The sequence below is a fragment of the Flavobacterium sp. CHNK8 genome, assembly GCF_019774515.1.
Lineage (GTDB): Bacteria > Bacteroidota > Bacteroidia > Flavobacteriales > Flavobacteriaceae > Flavobacterium > Flavobacterium tiangeerense.
On the sequence record NZ_CP081492.1, the window covers coordinates 76,458 to 103,389 of the forward strand.

General features: G+C 31.9%; 23 protein-coding genes and 1 tRNA gene. 12 read left to right on the top strand and 12 right to left on the bottom strand.

The window, feature by feature from the left end; genetic code table 11:
- Window positions 1-96: 96 nt before the first annotated feature.
- From K5V07_RS00350 to K5V07_RS00370, 5 genes are all read right to left on the bottom strand, one after another.
- On the bottom strand, window positions 97-645 hold the full coding sequence (locus tag K5V07_RS00350; protein ID WP_221915910.1) for a hypothetical protein: 549 nt from the start codon (window positions 643-645) through the stop codon (window positions 97-99).
- Between the two features lie 107 nt (window positions 646-752).
- Window positions 753-1,742 carry a hypothetical protein gene (locus tag K5V07_RS00355; protein WP_221915911.1) on the bottom strand — a complete coding sequence of 330 codons (990 nt, stop codon included), beginning with the start codon at window positions 1,740-1,742 and terminating at the stop codon, window positions 753-755.
- 9 nt (window positions 1,743-1,751) lie between these two features.
- On the bottom strand, window positions 1,752-3,431 hold the full coding sequence (locus K5V07_RS00360) for a hypothetical protein (RefSeq protein ID WP_221915912.1): 1,680 nt from the start codon (window positions 3,429-3,431) through the stop codon (window positions 1,752-1,754).
- 36 nt (window positions 3,432-3,467) lie between these two features.
- Window positions 3,468-4,955, bottom strand: a complete 1,488-nt coding sequence (locus K5V07_RS00365) for a GH3 auxin-responsive promoter family protein (RefSeq protein WP_221915913.1) — start codon at window positions 4,953-4,955, stop codon at window positions 3,468-3,470.
- 27 nt (window positions 4,956-4,982) lie between these two features.
- The gene (locus K5V07_RS00370; protein WP_221915914.1) at window positions 4,983-5,489 is read right to left on the bottom strand and encodes a peptidase; all 507 of its coding nucleotides are present in this window, start codon (window positions 5,487-5,489) and stop codon (window positions 4,983-4,985) included.
- 191 nt (window positions 5,490-5,680) lie between these two features.
- On the opposite strand from K5V07_RS00370, the gene K5V07_RS00375 reads away from it, so the two are divergent.
- From K5V07_RS00375 to K5V07_RS00390, 4 genes are all read left to right on the top strand, one after another.
- Window positions 5,681-5,887 carry a twin-arginine translocase TatA/TatE family subunit gene (locus K5V07_RS00375; RefSeq protein ID WP_305070129.1) on the top strand — a complete coding sequence of 69 codons (207 nt, stop codon included), beginning with the start codon at window positions 5,681-5,683 and terminating at the stop codon, window positions 5,885-5,887.
- Window positions 5,888-6,071: 184 nt separating this feature from the next.
- Window positions 6,072-6,338, top strand: coding sequence for a DUF2089 family protein (locus tag K5V07_RS00380; RefSeq protein WP_078210777.1), 267 nt, complete (start codon window positions 6,072-6,074; stop codon window positions 6,336-6,338).
- Between the two features lie 119 nt (window positions 6,339-6,457).
- On the top strand, window positions 6,458-6,916 hold the full coding sequence (locus K5V07_RS00385) for a hypothetical protein (protein ID WP_370632438.1): 459 nt from the start codon (window positions 6,458-6,460) through the stop codon (window positions 6,914-6,916).
- A 104-nt stretch (window positions 6,917-7,020) separates the two neighbouring features.
- Complete coding sequence (locus tag K5V07_RS00390; RefSeq protein ID WP_221915916.1) at window positions 7,021-8,367, top strand: S9 family peptidase; 1,347 nt, start codon at window positions 7,021-7,023, stop codon at window positions 8,365-8,367.
- 71 nt (window positions 8,368-8,438) lie between these two features.
- Here K5V07_RS00390 and K5V07_RS00395 read toward each other — a convergent pair whose 3' ends face one another.
- The gene (locus tag K5V07_RS00395) at window positions 8,439-10,562 is read right to left on the bottom strand and encodes a Tex family protein (RefSeq protein ID WP_221915917.1); all 2,124 of its coding nucleotides are present in this window, start codon (window positions 10,560-10,562) and stop codon (window positions 8,439-8,441) included.
- A gap of 53 nt (window positions 10,563-10,615) precedes the next feature.
- Here K5V07_RS00395 and K5V07_RS00400 point away from each other — a divergent pair, with 53 nt between their 5' ends.
- The gene (locus K5V07_RS00400; RefSeq protein ID WP_221915918.1) at window positions 10,616-10,921 is read left to right on the top strand and encodes a DUF1294 domain-containing protein; all 306 of its coding nucleotides are present in this window, start codon (window positions 10,616-10,618) and stop codon (window positions 10,919-10,921) included.
- A gap of 60 nt (window positions 10,922-10,981) precedes the next feature.
- Here K5V07_RS00400 and rpiB read toward each other — a convergent pair whose 3' ends face one another.
- Both rpiB and K5V07_RS00410 read right to left on the bottom strand, forming a co-directional pair.
- The gene (gene rpiB, locus K5V07_RS00405; RefSeq protein ID WP_221915919.1) at window positions 10,982-11,413 is read right to left on the bottom strand and encodes a ribose 5-phosphate isomerase B; all 432 of its coding nucleotides are present in this window, start codon (window positions 11,411-11,413) and stop codon (window positions 10,982-10,984) included.
- Window positions 11,414-12,136: 723 nt separating this feature from the next.
- Complete coding sequence (locus tag K5V07_RS00410) at window positions 12,137-12,370, bottom strand: DUF2007 domain-containing protein (protein WP_221915920.1); 234 nt, start codon at window positions 12,368-12,370, stop codon at window positions 12,137-12,139.
- Between the two features lie 119 nt (window positions 12,371-12,489).
- Between K5V07_RS00410 and rnr the strand changes: the two genes are divergently transcribed.
- Genes rnr through K5V07_RS00430 form a run of 4 tightly spaced genes read left to right on the top strand, consistent with a single transcriptional unit; the run spans window position 12,490 to window position 16,975 of the window.
- On the top strand, window positions 12,490-14,682 hold the full coding sequence (gene rnr / locus K5V07_RS00415; protein ID WP_221915921.1) for a ribonuclease R: 2,193 nt from the start codon (window positions 12,490-12,492) through the stop codon (window positions 14,680-14,682).
- 9 nt (window positions 14,683-14,691) lie between these two features.
- Window positions 14,692-15,405: a head GIN domain-containing protein gene (locus tag K5V07_RS00420; protein ID WP_221915922.1), complete on the top strand. Its 714-nt coding sequence runs from the start codon at window positions 14,692-14,694 to the stop codon at window positions 15,403-15,405.
- 42 nt (window positions 15,406-15,447) lie between these two features.
- On the top strand, window positions 15,448-16,128 hold the full coding sequence (locus K5V07_RS00425) for a LysE family translocator (RefSeq protein WP_221915923.1): 681 nt from the start codon (window positions 15,448-15,450) through the stop codon (window positions 16,126-16,128).
- 19 nt (window positions 16,129-16,147) lie between these two features.
- A complete protein-coding gene (locus tag K5V07_RS00430) occupies window positions 16,148-16,975 on the top strand; it encodes a hypothetical protein (protein WP_221915924.1) in 828 nt (275 codons plus the stop codon).
- Between the two features lie 289 nt (window positions 16,976-17,264).
- Here the strand turns inward: K5V07_RS00430 and K5V07_RS00435 are convergent.
- Together K5V07_RS00435 and folB are read right to left on the bottom strand one after the other, a co-directional pair.
- Window positions 17,265-17,335: transfer RNA gene (locus K5V07_RS00435), tRNA-Cys, on the bottom strand.
- 115 nt (window positions 17,336-17,450) lie between these two features.
- Window positions 17,451-17,810, bottom strand: coding sequence for a dihydroneopterin aldolase (folB, locus tag K5V07_RS00440; RefSeq protein WP_086455422.1), 360 nt, complete (start codon window positions 17,808-17,810; stop codon window positions 17,451-17,453).
- 122 nt (window positions 17,811-17,932) lie between these two features.
- On the opposite strand from folB, the gene K5V07_RS00445 reads away from it, so the two are divergent.
- Window positions 17,933-20,023, top strand: a complete 2,091-nt coding sequence (locus K5V07_RS00445) for a glutamine--tRNA ligase/YqeY domain fusion protein (RefSeq protein WP_221915925.1) — start codon at window positions 17,933-17,935, stop codon at window positions 20,021-20,023.
- A gap of 446 nt (window positions 20,024-20,469) precedes the next feature.
- On the opposite strand, the gene K5V07_RS00450 is transcribed toward K5V07_RS00445, so the two are convergent.
- Together K5V07_RS00450 and gltX are read right to left on the bottom strand one after the other, a co-directional pair.
- Window positions 20,470-21,459 carry an SPFH domain-containing protein gene (locus K5V07_RS00450; protein ID WP_221915926.1) on the bottom strand — a complete coding sequence of 330 codons (990 nt, stop codon included), beginning with the start codon at window positions 21,457-21,459 and terminating at the stop codon, window positions 20,470-20,472.
- A gap of 116 nt (window positions 21,460-21,575) precedes the next feature.
- Window positions 21,576-23,081 (bottom strand): glutamate--tRNA ligase, encoded by a 1,506-nt coding sequence (gene gltX, locus K5V07_RS00455; protein ID WP_221915927.1) that lies wholly within the window; start codon window positions 23,079-23,081, stop codon window positions 21,576-21,578.
- 135 nt (window positions 23,082-23,216) lie between these two features.
- Between gltX and K5V07_RS00460 the strand changes: the two genes are divergently transcribed.
- On the top strand, window positions 23,217-26,501 hold the full coding sequence (locus tag K5V07_RS00460) for a DUF4175 family protein (RefSeq protein WP_221915928.1): 3,285 nt from the start codon (window positions 23,217-23,219) through the stop codon (window positions 26,499-26,501).
- Window positions 26,498-26,917, top strand: coding sequence for an rRNA maturation RNase YbeY (gene ybeY / locus K5V07_RS00465; protein ID WP_221915929.1), 420 nt, complete (start codon window positions 26,498-26,500; stop codon window positions 26,915-26,917). Before K5V07_RS00460 ends, ybeY begins: the two co-directional genes overlap by 4 nt.
- Window positions 26,918-26,932 lie beyond the last annotated feature (15 nt).

The following is a 26,932-nucleotide window of genomic DNA, read 5'->3' on the forward strand; positions in this document are numbered from 1 at the left end:
TTAGTCCTCTTTCAAATTCATTTTAAACTAAAACTATACTTTATATAATCAAAAAAAAGAGCCACAATTTGTGACTCCTTTTAGCTTGAATATTAATTATTTAATAAGCAATTGAATCTGGTCATAAAGTGCTTTTTCTGAATAAAATAATGGATCATATCTTCCGTCTGTTGACTTTATATTTTGAACAACTGATTTGTTTTTTTCTAAAATTGTAACGCAATCATTTGGAATAAAATAGTTGAAAAACAAAGAACCTCTAGCCTCAAAACTTTTACTAAAATAGTTCATTTTAAAATTTTGAATAATGATCTCTTTTTGCTTCTCATTGGTTCCGAAATCAATTCGAATGTAATTTGGAAGTACATCTTCTGGAAGTATAAAAACTATATCTTGAGGCTTGTCACTCGCTTTTACAGCTACCCAAACCGAATTATCTTCTTGATAAGGAGCTTCATAATCATTTTGACTATAATACAACTGAAAATTATCATCTACTGTAACTGTGGCTGTCAAAGTTACTTTAAAACTGTTTTTAATAGCTTCAGTTTTAACAGGGCTTTCCTCTTTTTTATTCTCCTCCTTTTTGCAAGAACTAAATACTATTGATAAAATTATGCATGCAAAAAATAATTGTTTTTTCATGTTTTTAAAGATTTCGGCATTATTGTTTAATTTTAAAATCTACAAGATGCCAACTGTTTAACTATTCATTTTCTGTTTTTAAGATATCAAATATCAACATTTACAACCTATTTGCTTTGCATTGCAATTAAGGATTGCTTTTTATAAAAAATCATGAAAGAATTTACCAAAACGAACAATACAATAAACAATATCGGTAGTGCTATTTTTTTATTTCCATGAAGCAAACCTATTTTTTTAATGTTTAACGTTATACTTACGTCTTTTATAATCTTATCACTTCCCAAAAGATTAATTTGATGTATTCCTTGTTCAACCACCAATAAATCTTTAGTTTTAATGACATCATTCAACTGCGTATTCTCATTGTAATATACCAGTTTATCATTTTTTTGAGTAGCATTTGCAGTAGCAGAAAAAGAACCTAATACATTGTTTATTTGAGAAATAATGGTGTCATTTTGCTTCATTTTGACCTCAATATTCTTTAAACTTACTTTTTTAATTTTTTTAAAATGCTCAGATTCATTTAAAAAAGATATCAGTGGCTCAGCTATTTCTTTATCAGAAATTAAACGGTCACTCTCAAATAAGATAGTGTGATAGGTATAATTTTTACTAGTTACATTATCTTCAATAATTTTTTTGATATCGCCATTATCCGCCATTAATTTGATCAACTCAAAATTTTCTGGCGTGTTCTTAATGAAATTGTACACATCAGCAATAGGTTCAATCTCAATTCTTGACAAACGCTTAGGATGAACAATCCCAACTACGTTTTTTAAGAATAATGTGTCTTTTGATTTAATTTTTGATTCGATCAAATCCACTTTTGAATATAAATAATCTACACTACCAAAATTAGGCTGAACAATAATAGAATGCTCATAACTTTTTTGTGTCTTGTCTAGATACAAGCCCAGACCAAAACCAACAAGAACCAAAACAAAAACCAGTATTGCATTGCGAATAAAAAACTGGATTCCTTTAAAAATAGAAGTGCCAATCCAATCAAAAAATTTTCCAATTTTTTTGGAAACCTGATTCAAATCTATTTCTTGATCCTCTTGGTTATTGGGCACATTTGTACTCATTTATTGTTATTATTTTACGTTGAAAATTTGTTCCAATATTTTAATTGTGATCAAGTAAGTAGGTTTTACACCTGTTGTTCCTAAACCACCTGAAGCCAGTGTACTTCCTGTTTCAAGCGGATTATCTGAGGCGTAATAGGCATAACGTACTTTGATGTCATGAGGAACACTTCTTCTAATTTTTGAGGCCGATTGAATGGCTTTTTGATAATAAGAACCTTCCATTTCAAGACCAATAATTCCCCAAGTAGACTCGTGGAAAAACTTTAATAAATCTCTGTTCTGTAATGAAGTTCCCAAAACAGTTACCATTGGACCTGCAAAGACAGCAATGTCATTTCCTTCAAACATCTCAGCAGTTAGTTCGTTTTCAAAGAAATAATTGTCTGCAGTTCCTTCATTTATATGCGCATTAGGAATCATGATATCTCCTTTTCCTCCCTCTAAAATTCCTGCTTTACCCATGATAGAAACCGATTCTACGTTTAATAAAGTGTCTTTCTTAAAAGGTTTCAACAACTCGTCAATTGTCTCATAGGCTTGTTCCCCAAAAGCATAATCCATCACTATTAAAACTGGTTTTTTATCATCAGTCTTGGCACTAGGAAATGAGGTTTTAGTCCAATTGATTTTAGCGGTATCAAAAATTTGTACATCAATATTAGTTCCTGAGGTATCTGGCAAAGAAATCATTCCTTGTTTCAATGCAACCGCAGTAACTTGATTGCGTACCTCATCAGCTCCGGATCTACTTAGCTCTTCATAAATAAAGAAATCCGATTTGTCTTTGAACTTTGTTTTTAAAACTTCAGTTGCAAAAATCGAATTCATCACACTGTGCATATTAGCACTGATTACGTGAATTGGTCGGTCTAAAAGTTGATTTTCTTTTAAAACCTCTTTAATATTGGTAGCCCAAACTTCGCCATGAATGTGGTGTCCCAAACGTTCTCTTAAAATAGGACTAAAAGTGATTGTTCTCTTATTATCATCAACTATTTCTTCAATAGCTAATTTTCCTAACCAATAAATCACATGTAAAAAACGGTCTGGTGCTGCTGCTGAACCAAAGGCATCATAAATATCCAAAACCTCAGCAAAAGTTCTACCTAATATGTTAGCTGCATGCGAGATGGCTTTTTCTTTCTCTACTTGCGTAAGCTTTTTCTTTTGAGAAACTGCCTGTTCTAGTTTGTACCAGTCACGAGAAACCTCACCAGCATCATCCAGTAAAACACGGTTCCTGATTTTGTGCGATTCAATAAATATGAAGGTCAAGTGCGTTAAAATATCGTAAATATCTGATCGCCCTCTTGTAATTTCAACATTCATTTGCTCCTCATCAATTCGGTAGCAATTACGACGTCTTTTTGGAGGAACAATAGCTTGAAAATGCGATTTAGAGTAACCTTCGTCTGAAGTAAGATTGATAAAACGGCATTCTTCAATTCCTACCGGAAGTCGTTCAATTACGTATAAAAGTCCGTTCAATTCTACTTTCTCTTCGGCAATATTCCCGTAAATCTCAGGTCGTAAAGCAAGCAACGCCTCGCGAAGCGTATCCCCTGACACTCCCATTGGCTTGTAAAATCCTCTATTAAAAAGGTGGCGCATGGTAATGTACATTTTTTCAATGGCTGCCGATGATTCTTGTGCTCTTGAGCGCGATATATTTTTTGTTTCTTTCATTTTCTACTTATTTTCTAACCTGCAAAGGTATGACATTTATTCTCTTTTTAACAAATCCACTATCTTTCTGTCATTCGAAAGTCTTGGAATTTTGTTTTGACCCCCTAATTTACCAATCGATTTCATGTATTCTTGAAAACCGTTTTTAACTACTTTGGTAACCACTACTTTTTGCAATACCTTGCCCACAATCAAATCATCATAATACATGTTTTGTTTGCGCATGGCATTGTCCAGCGCTTCCGCAAATGCTACGCTGTCCTCTGGTTCGTTTTCAAATTCTATAAACCATTCGTGATACGGTAATCCCTCGGCTGGCGTGATTTGTGGGGCTACTGTAAATTCATTAATTCTGATTGATGTTCCAATAATAGCTTCTTGCAACGCACTTTCTACTTCCTTACCAATAACATGTTCTCCAAAAGCCGATATGTAATGTTTGATTCTGCCAGATACAATGACTCGATACGGTTTTAAACTCGTGAACTGAACGGTATCACCAATATTATAGCCCCAAAGTCCAGCATTGGTTGAAATAATTAAAACATAATTTACACTCAATTCAACTTCGCCAATGGTGTATCGTCTTGGATTTTCGGTATAAAATTCGTCACTTTTGATAAACTCGTAAAAAATTCCGGAGTTCAGCAGTAGTAGCATTCCTTTTTCCTTTTGAGAATCTTGATACGCAAAAAATCCTTCCGAAGCTGGAAATAATTCAATGCTGTCTACTTTTCGACCTATTAAATTCTCGAACTTCGCCCGATACGGTTCGTAATTCACACCGCCGTAAATGAACAAATTAAAGTTTTTAAAAATTTCGCCCACAGGCTTCCCTCCTTTTTGATGCAACTTCTCAAAATACATTTGCACCCAAGATGGAATCCCGGAAATCACAGCCATATTCTCGTGAAACGTTTCCTCTACAATTGCATTTACTTTGGTTTCCCAATCTTCAATACAATTGGTGTCCCAAGATGGCATTCTGTTTTTTTGAAGGTATTTTGGAACAAAATGTGCTACAATTCCGGATAATCTTCCTAGTTTTATTCCGTTTTTTTCTTCTAAGATCGGGCTTCCTTGCAAGAAAATCATTTTACCATCTACAAAATCTGCATTTCCGGTTTCATGAATGTAATGCAAGATCGCGTTGCGAGCAGCCTCAATATGATACGGCATTGATTCCTTAGTCAACGGAATATACTTTGCTCCTGATGTAGTTCCGGATGTCTTAGCAAAATACAAAGGTTTCCCTTTCCATAGAATATCTGCTTCGCCTTGTACGACTCGGTCAACATAAGGTTTTAACGCCTCATAATCTCGAATAGGTACTTGCTTTGCAAAGTCTTTTTCGGTTTTTATACTTTCAAAATGATGGTCTTTTCCAAACTGAGTAGTGCTTGCTTGAGCAATTAATTGTTGCAATACTTTTTGCTGTGTAGCAACTGGTTCTGCTGCCCATTTTTGCGTTTTCTGGTATATTTTATGTGCAAATAATTTTGCAGCAAATGATTTTATTGACATTATGTAAGTGCTTCTTTTTAAAGATTTTTAGTTTGACTTTTTAGTTTTAGAACCAGATGATTTTGCTTTTTGGTCTTCAAGTGCAACTTGTTCTCGTAACTCCAACTCCGCATCAGTAGCGGACAAGTCTATTTCTTTATCTGAAGTAGTTGCCGATTCTAAAATGGAATCCTTGTTGAATTTTGCGTATTCTAATTTTCCGGTCAATACCTTTTTTATTCCTTTCAAATAATCCTCATTTTGTTTAATAGCCTTAGACAAAGAATCTGATTTTAAAGCAAGTTCTATGGCTTCTCTTTTTAATTTTGAGGATGAATAGCCTGGTATAAACTCTCTCAAGGGCGTAAATGCAATTATAAAAGTAGTAACAATTATAATAAGTATTGCCCCAACGCTTGCTACTACAAATACATTCATCAAAGTAAGTTTCAAGGAAAAAGTTTCTTCAAAAGTATCCTCGTTTAAGATAATTAAACGCCTCTTATTGAATAAATTTTCCTTTATAAATTTACGTTTTAGTCTTTTCTTGGACATAGAATTTGTTTATCAAACAAATATAACAATAATTGTTATTGCTTGTATTTACTAGTTTTTACAAGCCGTTAAAATAAAAATACCACATTTAGTAAATTTTTAACGATGATTGAATCAAAAAAACTCAGCAAAAAAAAATTAGGTTGCATATTTCTATTTACCTTTGTAACTTATATTTAAATATTAGAGATATGAATTTTTTAAACATAACTTTAGGTTTCATGCCGGGTGGTTCAGAGTGGATTTTAATCATTGCTGTTGTTTTACTTCTTTTTGGTGGTAAAAAAATACCGGAATTAATGAAAGGTCTTGGTGGTGGGATCAAGGAATTTAAGAATGCTGCAAAAGAAGACAGCCAGACTTTAAGTAAAAAAGACGAAAGTACTCCTAAAGAGTAACTCATTTAAACTTATTAAAAAAGCCCAAACAGCAAGTAAAATTTGTTGTTTGGGCTTTTTTTTGTGTTAAAATATTTTTTTATTAATGGGATAAAAAATGTTTTTTATAAAATTTTTTAAAAAATAAGTTTTATATCATAAAATTTATTTTAACTTTGTTAAAAATATTTTTAACTTTATTAAAATGAAATTACCAATTGTTTGTCCAAGTTGCGAAAATGCACTTCGTGTTAGTCAAATGAAATGCGATCAATGTGAAACCGAAGTAAACGGAAATTATGATTTGCCACTTTACTTAAAATTGACCAGAGATGAACAAGATTTTGTTTTAGAATTTTTTTTATCCAGCGGTAGTATAAAAGAAATGGCAAAGCAAGCCGGAAACTCCTATCCTACCATGCGCAATAAAATGGACGATTTGATTGAAAAAATTAAAAACTTAAAATCTTAGTTATGAATTGGCAAAGTATTTTTAATCCTTTTTCTAGATATTCAGAGAAACAATTGTTCGTTGTTGGTTTCGTCTTTTTAATTGTAAATTGTTTTGTTTGTTTTTTTACTAAAACACAAATGGATAGTATTTTTCATTTTTCTGAAAATAAAAATCTAGCTATTGAATTTGCCTTTATATTCGTTGGTATCAGTATACTATCTGCTATACTATTTCTATTTTTATTTGCGCTAATACTTAATAAGAAAACCAGATTTATTGACATTGTAAACACCGTATTAATTTCTCAAATGCTTAATTGTATTGTCCTACTTTGTATAAAATTTAGCGGAATGGACGCATTGGCTAAAAACTTAAAAACAAATTCAGGAATTGGGGGAACTGTTGATTTAATTCAATTTACTTTTTCTGTTTTAATAGTTCTTGGTATTTCGATGTACGGTTTTGTTTTAATTTATAATGGTTTTAAAACAGCTACAAATTTTAAGAAATGGTATCATATTATTTTATTCGTAGTTCTATTATTCATTTTTATATTGTTTCACCAGGTTTATATCCAAAATTTATTGGTGATATAAACTAAAAAATCAAAATTCTTTTCCTTTCAAAATTTACTTTGACAAAAACCAAAATTTGTCAAGGTTAGAAAACTATTGTCTACTAATTTAATTAACTAATCATTATGAAAACTAAAATTTTAAGCATTTTACTATTAAGCATTCAGTTTATTTTTGCTCAAGAAATAACGGGTTCTTGGCAAGGCGAACTTGACGTTCAAGGAATGAAATTGCCACTGGTTTTTCACATTAAAAAAGATGGTGAAAAACTCATTTCAACTCTTGACAGTCCAAAACAAGGGGCCACAAATATTCCAGTTAATACAACCAGCTTCACTGCTGATCAATTAGCCCTCGAGCTTCCTGCATTGGGAATCTCATACTCCGGAAAAGTAACAAATGAAAGCATTAACGGTACTTTTAAACAAGGTGGAATGGAATTACCTTTGATACTTTCTAAAATTAAAGGTGATGGGCTTACGCCAAAATTGAACAGACCACAAACTCCAAAAGCACCTTTTACATACAAAACAGAAGAAATAACTTTTATCAATTCCTCAGATAAAAATACTTTAGCTGGCACACTATCTGAACCGAACAATTTCAATAAAAAACAGCCCATTTTGATTATGATTACGGGTTCAGGTAAACAAAATCGTGATGAAGAACTTTTTGGTCACAAACCATTTGCAGTAATCGCTGATGATTTTGCTAAAAAAGGTATTGCTACACTCAGGCTAGACGATCGCGGAATTGGTGGCTCATCAAAAGGGAGTAATGAAGATACTTCATTAAATTTTGCAACAGATATCAATGCAGCAGTACTATTTTTAAAAGCAAAAGGTTTTGAAAACATTGGTTTAATTGGTCATAGCGAAGGAGGAATGATTGCTCCCATTGTAGCCATTATAAACAAAGACGTTAAATTTTTAGTCTTAATGGCTGGGCCTGGTCAACCTATAAACGAACTTTTGGTGCAACAAATTTACTCGGGTGGAAAACTAGCGGGAATGAGTGAAGAAGAGCTTCAAAAAAGCAATCAAATCAACCGAATCAAGTTTGATTTTATTAAAAATTACAAAGGCACTTCTTTTGATGCCGACTTTGACAATTTTATTAAAACCTCAGGAGAAGCAGTAGCAGAAGATGAAAAAAAACAGATGAAAAATGCTTGGTTCAGATACTTTATCGCTTTTAATCCAGACGAATACGTTTCTAAGGTAAAGATTCCTGTTTTAGCAATCAACGGAAGTTTAGATTTTCAAGTACCTGCAAAAGAAAATTTGGAAGCCATAAAAAAATCATTGACCAAGGCTAAAAACAAAAATTTTGAAACCTACGAATTTCAGGGCATGAATCATCTTTTCCAAGAATGTAAAACGGGTTCTTTTGCTGAATATGCCGATATTGAGCAAACCATTTCACCAAAAGTTCTTGACAAAATGAGCTCTTGGATAATCACTATAAAATAAAAACTGTCAGCTTACAAATTTAGAAATCCCAAAATTCAATGAAAGGTATTGAATTTTGGGATTTTTTTATTTTACAAAACCATCGTCAACTGAATTCGCTTTCTATCCTCATCTACTTCCGTTACTTTAACAGTAACGTGCTGGTGCAACTTCACCACTTCGTTTACGTCGCTTACAAAGCCTGCTTTGAGTTGAGAAATGTGTACCAAACCACTTTCTTTAATACCCAAGTCTACAAAACAACCAAAATTGGTAATGTTATTGACAATTCCGTTCAAAATCATTCCTGTTTTTACGTCTTTAATTGTTTTTACATTCGGATCAAATTCAAAAACTTTTGCAGCTTTTCTAGGGTCCAAACCGGGTTTTTCTAATTCCTTAATAATATCTTTTAAAGTCAATAAACCTATCTCAGGCGTAACATAATTTTCTGGTTTAATTAAGGCTGTTTTCTCCTTGTTAGCAATCAAATCAGTGACTTTCAGCTTTAAATCTTTGGCCATTTTTTCCACAATTGAATAAGCTTCGGGGTGAACGGCTGAGTTATCCAATGGGTTTTTGCCGTCTTTAATTCGAATAAAAGCTGCTCCTTGTTGAAAAGCTTTTTCGCCCAAACGAGGTACTTTTTTGAGTTGTTTTCGATCCTCAAAAGGACCATTTTCAGATCGGTAATTCACAATATTTTCGGCTAGCTTCTCTCCTATTCCACTCACATAACTCAACAAATGTTTACTCGCCGTATTGATATTTACTCCTACTGAATTCACGCAACGCACCACAGTAGTATCCAGTTCTTCTTTCAATTTACTTTGATCCACATCGTGCTGGTATTGGCCCACGCCAATGGCTTTTGGGTCAATTTTTACCAACTCCGCCAAAGGATCACTCAATCGGCGACCGATAGAAACCGATCCTCGCACGGTTACATCATAATTGGGGAATTCTTCACGAGCAATTTTGGAAGCGGAATATACCGAAGCACCCGCCTCTGAAACGATGAAAACCTGAACCGTTCTATCAAAAGCAATTTTCTTGATAAAAAATTCGGTTTCTCGAGATGCCGTTCCGTTTCCAATGGAAATTGCGTCGATATTATACGCGTTTACCATTGATTTTATCTTTTTCATGGCCATCGCGGTTTCGTTTTGTGGCGCATGCGGATAAATGGTTTCGTTGTAAATCAAATCGCCTTTTTCGTCTAAGCAAACTACTTTACAACCTGAACGAAATCCTGGGTCGATCGCTAAAATTCTTTTTTCACCCAACGGTGGCGCAAGCAATAACTGCCCTAAATTAGTAGCAAAAACTTGAATAGAATTGGCATCAGCCTTGGCTTTCGCTTCCTGTAAAGCTTCGTTTGAAATAGCAGGATTTAGCAATCGTTTATAGCTGTCTTCAATGGCTAATTGAACTTGTGGCGTGGCTGGACTGTCTCCTTTTAAAACCAATTCGTCAATAATATCATAGGCTTCATCAAGATCTACTTCGACTTTAAATTTGATAAAACCTTCGTTTTCGGCACGAAGCATTGCTAATAATCTATGCGATGGTGCTTTTGTCAACGGTTCAGACCAATCAAAATATTGGTTGAATTTTTGAGCGCCTTCTTCGTCTTTTTTGGTTTTTACTACTTTGGTTGTAATGGTTGCTTTGCGCTCGTACAAACGACGCAATTGTTTACGAACAAAAATATTTTCGTTAATCCATTCAGCAATAATATCTCTTGCACCCTGCAAAGCGGCATCTTCATTTGTTACAGCATCATTCAAATATTTCGTTGCTAGGAAATCAACATCATCTTTGTTTTGAGCCATGATAATTTTCGCTAAAGGTTCCAATCCATTTTCGCGAGCCACATCAGCTTTTGTTTTTTTCTTCTTTTTAAAAGGTAAATACAAATCTTCTAATTCCTGTAAATCAAAACTTTGTTGTATTTTTCTATCTAATTCAGGTGTTAATCCGTTTTGCTCTTCAATTGATTTTAAGATTGCTTCTTTGCGTTTTGTAATGGCTTCGTATTCTTTTTGAAGTTTGGCAATTTGTTCAATTTGTACTTCATCTAGATTTCCAGTGGTATCTTTTCGATAACGGGAAATGAATGGAATCGTGCAATCTTCTTGTAAAAGTTGAACTGTTTTTTGAATGTTTATAGCCGCTGTAGCAACCTGTTTTTTAATGAAATCTATATTTGTCATTGTCTCTATTTTCTAAAGGCTAAAATAATATCTTTGACTTTAATTTAAATCAAATGACTGTTTTATTCTATTTCTTTTTTGTGATTAACCTAATCGCTTTTGTGAGTATAGGTTATGATAAATTTTTAGCTAAAAATCATAAAAGAAGAATATCAGAACGTACTCTTTTAAGTTTTGTATTTCTAAGTGGAACAATTGGTTCAGGAATTGCAATGATACTTTTTAGACATAAAACAGCCAAAACAAGCTATTTATGGAAGTTTTGGTTACTTGCTACTTTACAAATTGCACTGCTTTATCTATGTTTTAACTTTGGAATTTTAAGTGATAAAACTTTAATTCAGTTAATTGAAAAATAAAAAAAGCCCGGTGAAAAACCGAGCTTGATGTAATTATAAAGCTGCGAAGCAGCCCAAATTTTATGGACAGGCTATTTTATTGACACGATTTTGGTGTCTGCCACCCTCGAAATCAGTAGTTATAAAAGCTTCAACCATTTCTAATACTTGTGGGATAGAAGTAAAACGAGCAGGAATACTAATAATATTAGCATCATTATGTTGGCGTGCTAAAACTGCAATTTCCTTAGTCCAACATAAAGCAGCACGAACTTGAGCATGTTTATTAACAGTCATTGCAATTCCGTTTCCGCTTCCGCAAATTACAATTCCTAAATCAGCTTTACCTTCTGTTACATCATTAGCTACTGGATGCCCAAAATCAGGATAATCAACACTATCAACTGAATCAGTTCCATAATTGGTTATTTGATGTCCTTTTGCGATAAGCATTTCAACAATTGCCTTTTTGTAATCTGGTCCAGCGTGATCGTTTCCTATTGAAATTTTCATTTTGTATGTTTTAAGTTGTGTGTTGCAAATTTATATAAACTATTCTACTATTGAAGAGGAAATACATCTAAGTTTATTGCCGAAAATTGATTCTTATAAACACTATTTTCATGCTATAAAAAAAGTTTTATTTAAAGGCTTAATTATGATGCATTTAGCAGTTATTAACAATTTTAATAAGTATATAAATACTTGTAAATCAGTATAAAATGTATGATTTAAATGTTAAAATTTTGCATTGTTAATACCAAAACGCAAATGCTTGATATTCAGATAACTTTAAATTAACATAAAATGTTCATAACTTGAGATAGAAAATAAGAACTATTTTTTGGTAAAATGAAAAAAATAACTAATCCAAAACTGACTTATTAATTCCTAATTTAGTTTGAAGAATTTTTAGAAAAGTTATCAATACTCAAAAGTACTTTATTAACTAATTTTAAAAAATTACTTATTTACAAATTCATTTCATTTGTAATTATCAACCGTTGTTAATTAAAAATAGAAACTCTTTTAAAATCAATAGATTATTCTAATATAAGTATGTTGATAAGTCTAAATAACATCTTAAAACTGATTTTCAATATCATTTTTTAAAAATTTATTGCCATTATTAACACACTATAATAACAACCAAGAAGGATTTAAAATTTAATTTTTCTTTTTGTTTATTTAAATATATGTTGACAACTTTGAAAAAATGAAAATAAAAAGATTGTCTCAAACGATTTTCAAATTGTGGTTCAAGTGATCCAAAAGAGCTTGCACTTTTTCAAAATCGTTTTGATGAATTTTGAGTTTGATTCCGCCGTAGGCAAAACTGCTAAAAGGATCAACTGATACGAGATTTTCGTTTTCGAAAAAAAAAGCAATTGCTTCTTGCTCTAATAAATGTTTGATGACCACAATTTCGTGAGCATAATTGAAAATGGCAATCGTTTTAAATGCTTCCATTGGTATAGTTTTTATAAAGATACAATTATATCGTAAAGTTATATTTTATTTAAAACTAGCTCTATTTTAGTGATTACACTGTAGTATTTCGTAATTTTAGACTTTTAAGAACAAGATTTATGAGTAAAAGATTAAGAAAGCCGATAAAGAAAGGGAAAGATTTCACGGATAAAATATTAAAAATACTATCTCAAAGTGCTAATAAAGCATTCAATTATAAACAAATAGGAGCCAAGCTAGAACTTGATGATACGGAGAGTAGAAATCAAATTATAAAAGATTTAAAGATTTTAGCCTCACAAAATAAGATTATTGAGTCGGAACCAGGTAAATTTTTGGTGAAAGCTGCTAGTCAAGATTACTACGAAGGTAAAATAGACATGACGGGTCGTAAAACAGCCTTTTTTGTTTGTCCAGATCTTGAGGATGATGTTTTTATTCCTACCGCAAACTTGAATCATGCTTTAGATAAAGATATCGTAAAAGTATATGTGTATAACCGCAGAAAAGGAAAACGTCCTGAAGGTGAAGTCATAGAAGTCATAGAACGACACAAAACAGATTTTGTGGGCGTAATTGATATCCAAGCTAATTTTGCTTTTGTCTCTACTGCCAATCCAAAAATGTATACTGATATTTTTATTCCAAAGGATAAAATAGGAGAGGCGGAGCAAGGTGATGTGGTTTTGGTGCATATCGAAGACTGGCCAAAACGTGCTGATAGTCCGTTTGGGACCGTTGTGAAAGTTTTAGGTAAACCAGGCGAACACGATACGGAGATTCATGCGATTTTGGCTGAATACGGTTTGCCATCAGAGTTTCCTATTGAAGTGGAAACTTTTGCTCAAAAAATAGATACTTCGATTACGGAGGCTGAAATTGCCAATCGTCGTGATATGCGTGATACATTGACCTTTACCATAGATCCAAAAGATGCTAAAGATTTTGATGATGCCTTGTCTTTCAAAGAATTAGAAAATGGAAATTTCGAAATAGGAATTCACATTGCCGATGTATCGTATTATTTAGAAGAAGGAACCATCCTTGATGATGAAGCCTATCAACGTGCTACATCGGTTTATTTAGTGGATAGGGTAGTACCCATGTTGCCTGAGGTTTTATCAAACTTTGCATGTTCCCTTCGTCCGCATGAAGAGAAATATACGTTTTCGGCCATATTTGAAATTACTGATAAAGCCCAAGTGGTAAACCAGTGGTTTGGTCGAACCGTAATTTACTCGGATCAACGTTTTGCTTATGAAGAAGCGCAACATATCATAGAAACGAAACAAGATGTGATTCCTGTAGAAATTTCGATTACTGGAGCAACTTATCAAGTTCCTGCAGAAATTGTTGCAGCAACGCTTAAAATGGACGAAATAGCTAAGATTTTTAGAAAAAAGAGAATGGCTGATGGTGCCATCTCTTTTGATAAAGTAGAAGTAAAATTCAACTTAGACGATGCGGGTGAACCACAAGGAGTTTATTTTAAAGTTTCAAAAGATGCCAATCATTTGATTGAAGAGTTTATGCTTTTGGCAAATAAAAAAGTGGCCGAATACATTGGTAAACAAAAGAAAACCTTTATTTATAGAATCCATGATGAGCCTAATGAAGACAAATTAATAGCCATGCAAACCGTAATCGCTAAGTTTGGTTACAAAATTGATTTCAGAAACAAAGGCGATATTTCGAAATCTTTGAATCAATTAATGGCTGATGTTAATGGTAAAAAAGAGCAAAACTTAATCGATACACTGGCTATTAGAAGTATGAGTAAAGCCAAATATTCGACAGATAATATTGGTCATTACGGACTTGCTTTTGATTATTATTCTCATTTTACATCACCAATTCGTCGTTATCCAGATGTTATGGTGCACCGTTTGTTACAGTTTTACCTTGATGGAGGAAAATCAGTAGATGAAGAAACGTATGAAACCAAATGTTTGCACTCATCAACTATGGAAGGTTTGGCAACCAATGCGGAACGTGATTCTATTAAGTACATGCAAGTAAAATACATGCAAGACCATCAGGATCAAGAGTTTTTGGGTGTAATTTCGGGTGTGACTGAATGGGGAATTTATGTTGAAATTATCGAAAATAAGTGTGAAGGAATGGTTCGTATTCGAGACATACGCGATGATTATTATACTTTCGATGAAAAACAATATGCATTGACAGGAGCAACTTCTGGTAAATTATTGCAATTAGGAGATGAAATTTTCGTTAAAGTTAAAAATGCCGATTTAGTTAAAAAACAATTGGATTTTAATTTTTTAAGAAGAGTTAGTGAACCTATTAAGTAAAAAAAAAAAATGAAATCAAAGATTCAAGAATACCAAAAAAGTAATTTTAGAAATTTAAGTAAAAAAATAGTACTACTTGCATTTGTAATTTTAAGTCAAATTACGAATGCTCAAGTATCTAGAAATCTAGGTGATTTTGATGAAGTTAAAGTTTTTGATAAGATTAAAGTTGTATTAATTCCAGCTCCAGAAAACAAGATTGTTATTACTGGTGATCGTTCTGAAGAATTAGAGACGGTAAATAAAAACGGAATTTTAAAAATAAGAATGCCGTTCCCAAAATTACTTTCAGGTAATGACATCACTGTAAAATTATATTTTAATAAAATTGAAGAAATTTCAGTTAGTGAAGGTGCTTATGTTTCTAGTGAATATGATTTTAAACAAACTAGCTTAGCAGTAAATGCAACTTCTGGAGGCGAAGTTATTTTAGATTTAAATGTAGAAAAAGTAAACGTAAAAGTCAATGCTGGTGGAATTGTTACCTTAACTGGAAAAGCAACAAATCAAGACGTTGTAATTACATCTGGAGGTATTTTAAGTTCCAAAGATTTAATTACCACACAAACCGCCATAAGTGTCTCTGCAGGTGGTGAAGCAGATGTTTATGCTACCACGCTCGTAGATGCAAAAGTTCGTGCTGGAGGTTCAATTTTTATTTATGGTAAACCCAAACAAATTAATAAAGAAGTTTTCATAGGTGGTAAAATTCAAGAAAAGTAGATAATCCTTGGTATATTTACAGGCAACAAATTTTAATTTTGAATGGTAAACGATATTTTAGCGGGTATTCCTTGGGGAATATTTCTTAGTTTTATGATAGGTCCTGTTTTTTTTATACTACTTGAAACCAGTATTATAAAAGGATTCAGAGCCGCTTTAGTTTTTGATTTAGGTGTTGTATTAGGAGATATTTTTTTTATTGCTATTGCGTATTTAGGAAGTTACAGATTGATACAAAGTATTAAAGACCAACCGGCATTATTCATTTTTGGTGGTGTTATTATGTTAGCGTACGGCATTATTTCTTTTGTTCAATTAAAAAAAGAACAAAAAATAAATACCGATATTATTGACAAAGAAATTGTCAAAAAAAATTACATAAGTCTTTTTGTAAAAGGATTTTTGCTCAACTTTATTAACATAGGTGTTCTAGGTTTTTGGGTTGCCATTATAATATCTGTGGGACCAAAACTGGAGATGCAAACGTCTAGAATGATAACTTTTTTTATATCTGTAATATTGAGTTATTTAATCATTGATTGTTTTAAGATATTGTTAGCCAAACAATTAAAAACTAAACTTACACCAGTAAATATTCTTAAAATTAAAAAAGGAATAAGTGTAGTGATGATGGTTTTTGGGATAGTACTAATCACTCAAGGTTGGTTTCCTGAAGAAAAAGAATTGGTTAAAAAAGCATTTGAAAAAATAGAGAATAAGTAATTTTACAAAGGATATTATTTTGAAATTTTTATACATTCTCATTATTTTCTTTTCTTTTTCATTAAAAATTTTTGCGTGTGAATGCAATGTACCTTCGACTGTAGAGGAATTTACAACTTCTGACTATGTTTTTGAGGGTATAGTAGTATCTAAAAAATATAGTAAAGATTATTTAACTTATAAAATTACCTTTAAAATTCTTAAACATTACAAGAATGGTAACAACCCAAAAAATTTAAGTTTTGTTTTAACTATTGAATCTAGATATACAAAAAATGTTACCTCCTGTAACTGGGATGTAAATATTAATGAAAAGTGGTTAGTTTATGTGAATAAATCCAGTGATGGTGAACTATACTTTTCAAAATATTGTTCAAATTCACAACAAATTAATTCTCCTCTTTATTATCGCTATCAACGTTGGTTGGATAATGTTAAGAAGTTAAAATTGGATGATTTTATCTACGATAATGAATTTAGAACCAATTTTTCTGTTTCATATTCACCTGTTGATTCTATTTTTAAGAATGGTCTAAAAAAAGAATATGATGATAAATATATTGGACTTTATCTTTTAATTGATAAAGAAGGTAATCTTAAATCTGCTAATATGCAAAATCAATTGATTCCAATTTATGATTCAATTTATAATCTTAAGAAAGATATTCAGATTGTCCCAACTATACAAATATCAGAATTTGCAACAGATGCAATTGAGTTAATATTAAATGTAAAAAAATGGGAAATTAGGAGAATTCCAGTTTCTAAAATTCCTATTTCATACATACAATTTATTGGTATTTATTATGAAGCAAATGAAAAAAAGTGGAAGTATGAATTGCGTTGAAATAAATTTTACTTTTATAAAGTAAGTTTTTTTAAATGCTTAATGTTTATATGTTATTTTAGAAATAAGTATGACATAAAAAAAAACTCCAAATTGTATTGATTTTTAATTGTTTACGTCTTGATTTGAACCTTAATTTACCTTACTTTTTCTAAAAATAAATCACAAAAACACTTCCAATTTTCTCTGATGTTTAGTTGTGGATAGTCCAGATTCGAACCATTATTTTACTTTATTTTTTCTAAAAATAAATCACAAAAAAACCCTCAAGTTTCCTTGAAGGTTTTAGAGGCATCGTCCGGATTCGAACCGGAGTAGGAGCTTTTGCAGAGCCCAGCCTAGCCGCTCGGCCACGACGCCAATATTTAATTGGTTTGCAAATGTACTATAAAATTTCTTAAATGCAAGTTTCAATTTCTAAATAAAGCATATAATTCTATTACAAAGTAATTTTCTTTATTTAGAATGACAGAAATTAATTTCTATATTCTTCCATTTCAATAGTAACTGCTTCAACGTCACCACCAATAGGAGGATTTAGTTTTGAAACCTGAACCACAATTCTTGATATAGCCGCAATCTCATTGAAAATACGATTTACAATTCTATGCGCCACATGCTCCAATAAATCTGATCGTATGTCCATTTCTTCCACTACAATGCGGTTTAACAGCACATAATCTACAGTATCTTTTAAATCATCCGAGATACTTGATTTACGTAAATCTGTTTTTACTTCAAGATTAACGAGATAGTCTGATCCTATTTTTCCCTCCTCGATTAAGCAACCGTGATAAGAGAACGTTCTGATATTTTTAAGTTTTATTATTCCCATTTTTGATTGTTAGTTTTATGTATAAAGATACTGCTGAAATCCCAGCTATTAATTGGTTTCGTTGTAAACATTAAACTCAAACCTTAAAGTTTTTTTTATCTTTGCTAAAATAAAACAAAAAGATGTCAACTGAAGAAAAATCACTCCATTTTATAGAACAAATCATTGAAGACAGTTTAACGAACGGTTTTCCTCAAGATAAATTACGTTTCCGTTTTCCACCAGAACCTAATGGTTATTTGCACATTGGCCATGCCAAGTCTATATGCTTGAATTTTGGATTAGGCCTAAAGTACAATGCGCCAGTTAATCTACGTTTTGATGATACTAATCCAGCCAAAGAAGAGCAGGAGTATGTTGATGCGATTAAAGAAGATCTAGAATGGTTGGGCTTTAACTGGGCTGAAGAACGTTACGCATCTGATTACTTTCAGCAATTGTATGATTGGGCTGTAACGATGATTAAAAACGGAAAGGCGTATGTAGACAGTCAGTCTTCTGAAGAAATGGCTGCACAAAAAGGAACGCCAACGCAACCAGGTGTTGATGGACCTTATAGAAATCGTTCTGTTGAAGAAAATTTAACTTTATTTGAAGGCATGAAAAATGGTGATTATCCGGAAGGAAGTCATGTTTTACGTGCCAAAATTGATATGGCTTCTACCAATATGTTAATGCGTGATCCATTGATGTATAGAGTGTTACATCGTCATCATCATAGAACAGGTAATGATTGGAAAATCTATCCAATGTATGATTATGCTCATGGAGAAAGTGATTTTATAGAACAAATTTCACATTCGATTTGTACTCTAGAATTTGTAATGCACCGTGAGTTGTACAATTGGTTTTTGGATCAAATTTATGACGACACTAAAGTGCGCCCAAATCAATACGAATTTGCTCGTTTGAACCTGAATTATACCGTAATGAGTAAGCGTAAGTTACTTCAATTGGTTCAAGAAAACATTGTAAACGGTTGGGATGATCCTAGAATGCCAACTATTTCTGGTCTTAGAAGAAGAGGGTATACAGCTAATTCTATTCGTAAATTTTGCGAAATTATCGGAGTTGCAAAGCGTGAAAATATCATCGATTATTCGTTATTAGAATTTTGTTTGCGCGAAGATTTAAACAAAACTGCACCACGTGTAATGGCTGTTTTAGACCCAATAAAGTTGGTTATTACCAATTATCCTGAAGGTCAAGAAGAGTGGTTGGATGCTGAGAATAATCAAGAAGATGAAAGTGCTGGTTTCAGAAAAGTACCTTTTGCAAAGACATTGTTTATTGAAAGAGAAGACTTTTTAGAAGATGCTCCTGCTAAATTTTTTAGATTAAGTATCGGTCGTGAAGTACGTTTAAAAAACGCCTATATCATTAAAGGTGAATCTGTTATAAAAGATGATTCAGGAGAAATTCTTGAAATTCACGCTACTTATGATGCAGATAGCAAGAGTGGAAGTGGAAGTGAAGCTAGCCAACGTAAAGTTGCGGGTACCTTGCATTGGGTGTCAGTTGCTCATGCTTTGGAAACGGAAGTTCGTTTGTATGACAGATTGTTTTTAGACCAAGCACCTGACAGTCATAAATATAAAAACTTCTTGGACTTCATGAATCCGAATTCACTTCAAGTTGTAAAAGGATATGTAGAGCCTAGTTTAGCTACTGTAAAATCGGGTGATAAGTTTCAATTTCAGCGTTTAGGATATTTTAATGTTGATAAAGACAGTACGGCTGAGACTATTATTTTCAACAAAACTGTTGGATTAAAAGATGCTTGGGAAGAAAAGGGCAAAAAAGAAGAAAATCTTTTGATGAACACTCAAAAAGATCTGAATAAGTACGTTAAGGAAAAAGATGAAACTGCCGCAGCTGCTCTTTTAACACCAATTATTGAAAACATTAAGAGTGTTGATAACTACAGTTTGTTAGTGCAAACGGTTATCAAAAATATCAAAAATGATAACAATGCTTTGTTGTTTGCTAATTTGATTGTTCAATATTCTGATAAAGTTGAAATTAATTCGTTTGATGCAGATATGGTTCAAAAATTTTATACTATGTCATTAAAAAGTCAATTGACTTCCGTCCGAATAGCTGCAATTTTGAATTTGAAAAATGATGCTGATAATTTAGTTTTATTTGAAGCAGTATTATCAGAATTGAAAAATGTAGAAAAAAACGAAAAAGTACTTGCTTTATTAAATTAGAAAAATCACCTTTTAATTATAGATATTACCAATACTAAAACTCCTTTAATCGGGAGTTTTGTTATTATTAGTAATATCTATTTTATTTCTTAAAATTATTATTTTTAACTATTAAAATTGACGCTCATATTTTAATTTTAAGCAATTAATTTTATTTAGACCTCAATTTATATGTTTTTAAAAATTTCGTTCAATCAAGAGGTTGTAATTAGTTTTTGACGTAAAAACAGTTACTTTTTGTACCTATTTGTTCCAATAGACTGTTGAAATTTAGAAAATGCACTTTTTTCTGTTTTTCCACGTGAAAATTATTTTTTTAAAAAGCTAAAAAATTTTGGTTACCATTTTATTAAAAAAATGAAAGAGTAGGTGAGGAGTTCATTTTTTATTTTAGTTTCAAAAAAAATGATGGCACAAAAAAAGAGGCACTTGGCCTCTTTAATTTTTTATTCTTCTTTATCCTGAATTTCGGAATGATCAGTTGAACTGTGATTTTCTATTTTATGATCTTTCGATCTGTGATCTTTTTCATTTCTTTTTTTCATTAGTTCACCAACTTGGTTAGAAGCTGAAAATGATGCAATCATATTATTCAACATATCGCTTCCTGCTTGTGGTGAATTTGGCAACAATATCAAATTCGAATTAGTATCGGCACCTATGGCTTGCAATGTATCATAATGTTGGGTTACTACAATAAGCGCTGATGCTTCTTGAGAATTGATACCAACTCTATTCAGTACATCCACACTTTCTACTAGACCTTTTGCAATTTCTCTTCGTTGGTTTGCAATACCTTGTCCTTGTAATCGCTTGCTTTCTGCTTCTGCTTCTGCTTTTGCAACGATTCTAATACGTGATGCTTCTGCTTCAAATTCTGCAACTGTTTTTTCTCGATCGGCAGCATTAATGCGGTTCATGGCATTTTTTACTTGTATATCTGGATCAATATCAGTGACTAAAGTGTTGATTATTGTGTAACCATAAGTGGTCATGGCCTCATTTAATTCTCTTTTTACGGCAATTGCAATATCATCTTTTCTTTCAAAAACATCGTCTAGTTTTAATTTTGGTACTTCGGCACGAACTACATCAAATACATAAGAAGTAATTTGATCGTGTGGATATTCCAATTTGTAAAAGGCATCATAAACCGTTTCTTTTACAACCATAAATTGAACCGAAACTTTTAGTTTTACAAATACGTTATCTTTAGTTTTAGTTTCAATGATAACATCTAATTGTTGGATTTTTAAATTTACTCTTCCAGCAATCCTATCAATGATAGGAATTTTGAGTTGTAATCCAGATTGTCTAATGCTTAAGAATTTTCCAAAGCGCTCTATTACAACAGCCGTTTGTTGTTTTACAGTAAAAAATGACGATAATAAAATGAATAGTCCAAAGACAAGAATGACAATTAATGCTATGTTCATGATAATTTGATTTAGTTATCTATAAATTTACAAATTAAACTTTACAATTTATCGTATTTATCTTTCTTTATTTAGCATAAAAAAACGCCTTAAATTTTAAGGCGTTTTATATTTTATTACAAACTTGCTATTGCTTTCTGAATCCTCGAAATAGTTTCTTCTTTATCAATGACTTCCACAATATCAAAAAGGTGAGGGCCTTTTAAGGCTCCAACCAAACTCAAACGAAATGGTTGCATAATTTTTCCCATCCCAATTTCGTTTTTCGTCATCCAGTCTTTTACTATGGTTTCGATATTTGCAGATGTGAAATTAGTAATTTCTTCTAATACAGAAATTAATTCTTGCATTAATGGAGGAGTTTCAGCTTTCCAGTTTTTACTTGCTTTTTCATCATATGCTGTTGGAGCTACAAAAAAGAAATCACTCATTTCCCAAAATTCTGATACAAAATGGGCACGTTCTTTAATCAAGGAAACTATTTTAGTAAGTTTTGTTTCTTCAACATCAAAACCTTTTTCAATTAAAATAGGGGAGAAGGATCTTGCTAAAGTAGCATCCTCTTGTTTGATTAAATACTGGTGATTGAACCATTTATTTTTTTCAGGATCAAATTTTGCTCCAGATTTGTGAACCCTATTTAAATCAAATGCTGTAACTAGTTCTTCTAATGAGAATAATTCTTTATCTGTTCCGTCATTCCAACCTAGTAATGCTAAAAAGTTTAGGACTGCTTCAGGTAAAAATCCTTTCTCTCTGTAACCTGATGAAACTCCTTCTTCTGTTTTCCAATCTAATGGAAATACAGGGAATCCCATTTTATCGCCATCACGTTTTGATAATTTTCCGTTACCTATCGGTTTCATGATCAACGGTAAATGAGCAAATTCCGGTGCTTCCCAACCAAATGCTCTGTACAATAAAAGGTGTAAAGGCATTGAAGGCAACCATTCTTCACCACGAATAACATGCGAAGTTTCCATTAAATGATCGTCAACAATATTGGCTAAATGATACGTTGGCATTCCATCGCTTTTAAATAATACTTTATCGTCTAAAAGATTTGTTTCAAATTTTACATCACCACGAATAATATCATGTAAATTTAAAGTTTCATCTACTGGAGTTTTAAAGCGAATTACGTAATGTTCGCCTGCAGCAATTCTTTTTGCTGTTTCCGCTTCAGAAATTACTAGAGATGTATCTAATTTTTCTCTGTTAGTATGGTTGTATATAAACGTTTTTCCTTGTTCTTCTTCTAATTTTCTAGCCGCATCTAAAGCATCTGCCGTATCAAATGCATAATACGCATTGCCTGAATTGATCAAATCAGCTGCAAATTTTTGGTATATTTCTTTTCTTTCGCTTTGACGGTAAGGTCCAAATTTTTCGTTTTTACCAATGGTTTCATCAGGAGCAATTCCTAACCATTCTAATGCTTCCTTGATATATTCTTCGGCACCAGGAACAAATCGGTTTTGGTCTGTATCTTCAATTCGTAAAAAGAAAACACCATTGTTTTTCTTGGCAAACAAATAATTGAATAATGCGGTACGAACTCCGCCAATATGTAAAGGTCCTGTTGGACTTGGTGCAAAACGCACACGAACTTGTTTAGACATCGATTTTTTTTATTGCAAAGATACAATTCTATACTTTTAATATGCTTTTCTAATTTTGGTATATTATTTAACTTAAATTGATATTCTGCATCAATTAAAATTATTAGTTTTATAGGTTAAATAAATACCAATTTTATGCTTAAAAGTCAGCATGTTATTTACGATAAACTAGAAGCTTTTATTAAAAAGTATTACACCAATGAACTCATTAAAGGATCTCTTTTCTTTATCGGTTTAGGTTTAATTTATTTTTTAGTTACCCTTTTTATTGAATACTTTTTATGGCTTAAACCTAGTTATAGAACTTTTTTATTTGTTCTATTTATCATTGTAGAATCTTTTTTGTTCTTTCGCTTTATTTTGATTCCTGTTTTTAAGCTTTTTAAATTAAAATCGGGTATTGATTATAAGGAAGCTTCAGCTATAATTGGAACACATTTTTCTGAAGTTCAAGATAAATTGATCAATTTTTTACAGCTATCTCAAGATCAATCTTCAGTATCTTCGGAATTAGTTTTAGCTTCTATCGAACAAAAATCCAATTCACTGTCGCCAATTCCTTTTGGGAATGCTATAAATTTTAAAGCTAATTCTAAGTATTATCCTTTAGCTTTAGCACCTTTAGTTTTTGTCTTTCTTATTTATTTCACGGGAAACAGTGCTGTAATTTCTCAAAGTTTAAATCGTGTTGTTAACTTTAGTTCACCTTTTCAGCCACCAGCCCCATTTAAATTTATTATTCTTAACAAGAATTTACAAGTAGAGCAAGGTGCTGATTTTACTTTACGCATGAAAACAGTTGGTAAAGTAGTGCCCGAAAACATAGTCGTTTTCTTAAATGATGAAACTTATTTTATGGAACAGGATGCCCAAGGAGAGTTTTCATTTAAAATTACTAAACCTATTCAGTCCTTATTGTTTCACGTGGAGGCTAACGGAGTTTTATCCCCAGATTATGAATTGAATGTAATTGAAGTTCCCTCTATTGCCGACTTTGAAATGTATTTACAATTTCCCGGTTACCTAAATAAAAAGTCTGAAATTATTAAAGGAACAGGCAATGCTATGGTTCCAGAAGGCACAGTTGTTACATGGAAGTTGAACACTTCTAAAACACAATCTGTATCGTTTTTTGAAGATAATCAAAAATCTTTTTTCGTTAAATCGAATAATACTTTCCAATTGTCAAAGCGAATTTCTAGAAATCTGGATTATCAAATTACTACTTCTAATACTGCTGTTACTAACTTTGAGAAGCTTAATTATGAAATTAATACAATAGCAGATCAGTTTCCTTCTATTATGGTATCAAAAGCTCCAGATAGTCTCAATGTTAGTAAGAATTTTGTTATTGGTCAAGTATCTGATGATTATGGACTTTCGAAACTACAAATTGTTTACTATGATCGAAAGAATCCATCTCAGATTAAACGTGGAACTATTGCTATTAAAAAAGCTTCTTTTGATCAGTTTGTTTTTGCCTTTCCAAGCAATCTACCTGTTAGTGAAGGGGTAGATTATGAGTATTATTTTGAAGTATTTGATACGGATGCTTTGCATAATTTCAAAAGTTCAAAGTCTTCTATTTTCTCAAATAGGGTAGTAACTGAAGAGGAAAAAGTAGCTGAAGTTTTAGAGTCGCAGTCCCGTAATGTTTCTGGACTTTCTAAATCTTTAAAGCAACAAGATAATCAATTTTCGTCTTTAGATAAATTACAGCAACTAGGCAAAGAAAAGGACATTCTTGATTTTAAAGACCAACAAAAATTAGATGATTTTATGCAACGTCAAATGAAGCAAGATGCTGTCATGAAAGATTTCACAAGGAAAATGAATGAAAACCTTTCTCAATTTAAAACGGAAAAGAAAGATGCTTTTAAAGAAGAACTTCAAAAACGTTTAGAGAAAGCGGAGAAAGATTTAGATAAAAATGATAAGTTATTAGACGAATTAAAATCCTTAACTGAAAAAATTCAGAACGATCAATTGTTTTCTAAATTGGAAAAATTCAAACAAAACAGTAAGAATCAAGTTAAGAGTTTGGAACAATTAGTTGAGCTTACAAAAAAATATTACGTAGAAAAGAAAGTGGAACAATTACAAGAACAACTTTCAAAACTAGCTAACAAGCAAGAGAATTTATCTAATGATGATAAACTCAATAAAACGGATAATCAAAAGGAGATTAATGAAGAATTTAATTCTTTAAAGCAAGAATTGGATGCATTGTCTAAAGATAATAAAGAATTAAAAGCACCTTTATCTTTGCCAAATTCTGATTCTAAAAAGAAAGATGTTGATGAGGAATTGAATAAAGCTATTTCTGAATTATCAAAAAATAACAAAGAAAAAGCTAAATCTAATCAAAAGAACGCATCTAAAAAGATGAAGCAAATGGCTCAAGAAATGGCTCAAGAAATGGAGTCTGCTGAACAAGAACAAATGGAGGAGGACGTAGCTATGTTGAGACAAATTTTAGATAATTTACTATCCTTTTCTTTGACTCAAGAAGACCTAATGTATCAGTTTAAAAAATTTAAACCTGGTTCTCCTGCGTTTAATAAAAACATTAAAATCCAACAAGATTTAAAACAACAGTTCAAACATGCTGATGATAGTTTGTTTGCAATGTCACTTAGAAATCCAAAATTTACTGATGACATTACTAAGGAAATTGGAAACGTTTCTTATAATTTAGATAAGTCACTTAGCACTTTCACCGATGCTCAAATTGCTAAAGGACTCTCTCATCAGCAATACACAGTTTCGAGTGCTAATAAACTTGCTGATTTTTTAAGTTCTATTCTAAGCAGTATGCAATCTCAGATGTCGGGTATGGGTCAAGGTAAGCCTAAATCCGGAAGCAATGATGGAATGCAACTACCGGATATTATTAAAAAGATGGATGGTTTAGCCGATAAAATGAAAGAAGATCAAAAGAGTGGCAAAACCCCTAAACCAGGTAGTAGTGGAAAGCCATCTCAATCGGGGTCAAAAGGTGAATCGGGTGAGGGAGAAGCTCAAGACATAATGGACATTTATAAAGAACAACGCCAGTTGAGAGAGTCTCTTCAAAATGAACTTAACAATAAAGGCATTGGAGCTAAGGGTCAGAATGCCTTAGAACAAATGAAAGCTTTAGAAAAGCAGTTACTCAATAAGGGTTTCAATAATGAAAACATGCAACGTATTCTGAATATTAAACAAGAACTACTTAAATTAAAGTCAGCTATTCAAGAGCAAGGAGAAGATACTAAAAGACAATCAGAGACCAATCAAAAAGAGTTTAACGGTAGTTCAAATAGGATTCCAGCTGCGTTACTAGATTATTTAAATAGTAAAGAGATTTTAAATAGACAATCCTTACCTTTGCGCTCAAATTTTAACACTAAAGTTCAAGTTTATTTTAAAAGCAAATGATCAATTTTAATTACGAATCCACGTTTACATTAGACAACGAAGATAGTTATGCTACATGGTTGTCTGCTGTAATAGTTTCAGAAAATAAAAAAGAAGGAGAAATAAATTATATTTTTTGTGATGATGAATACCTTCACAAAATTAATCTAGAGTACCTTAATCACGATACTCTTACAGATATCATTAGTTTTGATTACTCTATAGGTAATGAATTAAATGGAGATATTTTCATTTCCATTGAACGTGTTCAAGATAATGCTAATGACTTCGAGGTAAGTTTTGATCAAGAATTAAAAAGAGTCTTAGCCCATGGTATACTTCATTATTGTGGTTATAAAGATAAGAGTAATTCTGAATCTTTATTAATGAGAAAGAAAGAAGACGAAAAGATTGTTATGTTTCACGTGGAACACTAATCTTTTATTAACACC

Coding starts and splice junctions, on each gene's coding strand:
- K5V07_RS00395 (WP_221915917.1), bottom strand. CDS start 10,562: ATGACAAATATAGATTTCATTAAAAAACAGGTTGCTACAGCGGCTATA.
- K5V07_RS00450 (WP_221915926.1), bottom strand. CDS start 21,459: ATGAACATAGCATTAATTGTCATTCTTGTCTTTGGACTATTCATTTTA.
- ybeY (WP_221915929.1), top strand. CDS start 26,498: ATGATCAATTTTAATTACGAATCCACGTTTACATTAGACAACGAAGAT.
- folB (WP_086455422.1), bottom strand. CDS start 17,810: ATGGGAATAATAAAACTTAAAAATATCAGAACGTTCTCTTATCACGGT.
- rpiB (WP_221915919.1), bottom strand. CDS start 11,413: ATGAAAATTTCAATAGGAAACGATCACGCTGGACCAGATTACAAAAAG.
- K5V07_RS00400 (WP_221915918.1), top strand. CDS start 10,616: ATGACTGTTTTATTCTATTTCTTTTTTGTGATTAACCTAATCGCTTTT.
- K5V07_RS00385 (WP_370632438.1), top strand. CDS start 6,458: ATGGATAGTATTTTTCATTTTTCTGAAAATAAAAATCTAGCTATTGAA.
- gltX (WP_221915927.1), bottom strand. CDS start 23,081: ATGTCTAAACAAGTTCGTGTGCGTTTTGCACCAAGTCCAACAGGACCT.
- K5V07_RS00365 (WP_221915913.1), bottom strand. CDS start 4,955: ATGTCAATAAAATCATTTGCTGCAAAATTATTTGCACATAAAATATAC.
- K5V07_RS00375 (WP_305070129.1), top strand. CDS start 5,681: ATGAATTTTTTAAACATAACTTTAGGTTTCATGCCGGGTGGTTCAGAG.
- K5V07_RS00445 (WP_221915925.1), top strand. CDS start 17,933: ATGTCAACTGAAGAAAAATCACTCCATTTTATAGAACAAATCATTGAA.
- K5V07_RS00380 (WP_078210777.1), top strand. CDS start 6,072: ATGAAATTACCAATTGTTTGTCCAAGTTGCGAAAATGCACTTCGTGTT.
- K5V07_RS00460 (WP_221915928.1), top strand. CDS start 23,217: ATGCTTAAAAGTCAGCATGTTATTTACGATAAACTAGAAGCTTTTATT.
- K5V07_RS00390 (WP_221915916.1), top strand. CDS start 7,021: ATGAAAACTAAAATTTTAAGCATTTTACTATTAAGCATTCAGTTTATT.
- K5V07_RS00355 (WP_221915911.1), bottom strand. CDS start 1,742: ATGAGTACAAATGTGCCCAATAACCAAGAGGATCAAGAAATAGATTTG.
- K5V07_RS00420 (WP_221915922.1), top strand. CDS start 14,692: ATGAAATCAAAGATTCAAGAATACCAAAAAAGTAATTTTAGAAATTTA.
- K5V07_RS00425 (WP_221915923.1), top strand. CDS start 15,448: ATGGTAAACGATATTTTAGCGGGTATTCCTTGGGGAATATTTCTTAGT.
- K5V07_RS00350 (WP_221915910.1), bottom strand. CDS start 645: ATGAAAAAACAATTATTTTTTGCATGCATAATTTTATCAATAGTATTT.
- K5V07_RS00410 (WP_221915920.1), bottom strand. CDS start 12,370: ATGGAAGCATTTAAAACGATTGCCATTTTCAATTATGCTCACGAAATT.
- K5V07_RS00370 (WP_221915914.1), bottom strand. CDS start 5,489: ATGTCCAAGAAAAGACTAAAACGTAAATTTATAAAGGAAAATTTATTC.
- K5V07_RS00360 (WP_221915912.1), bottom strand. CDS start 3,431: ATGAAAGAAACAAAAAATATATCGCGCTCAAGAGCACAAGAATCATCG.
- rnr (WP_221915921.1), top strand. CDS start 12,490: ATGAGTAAAAGATTAAGAAAGCCGATAAAGAAAGGGAAAGATTTCACG.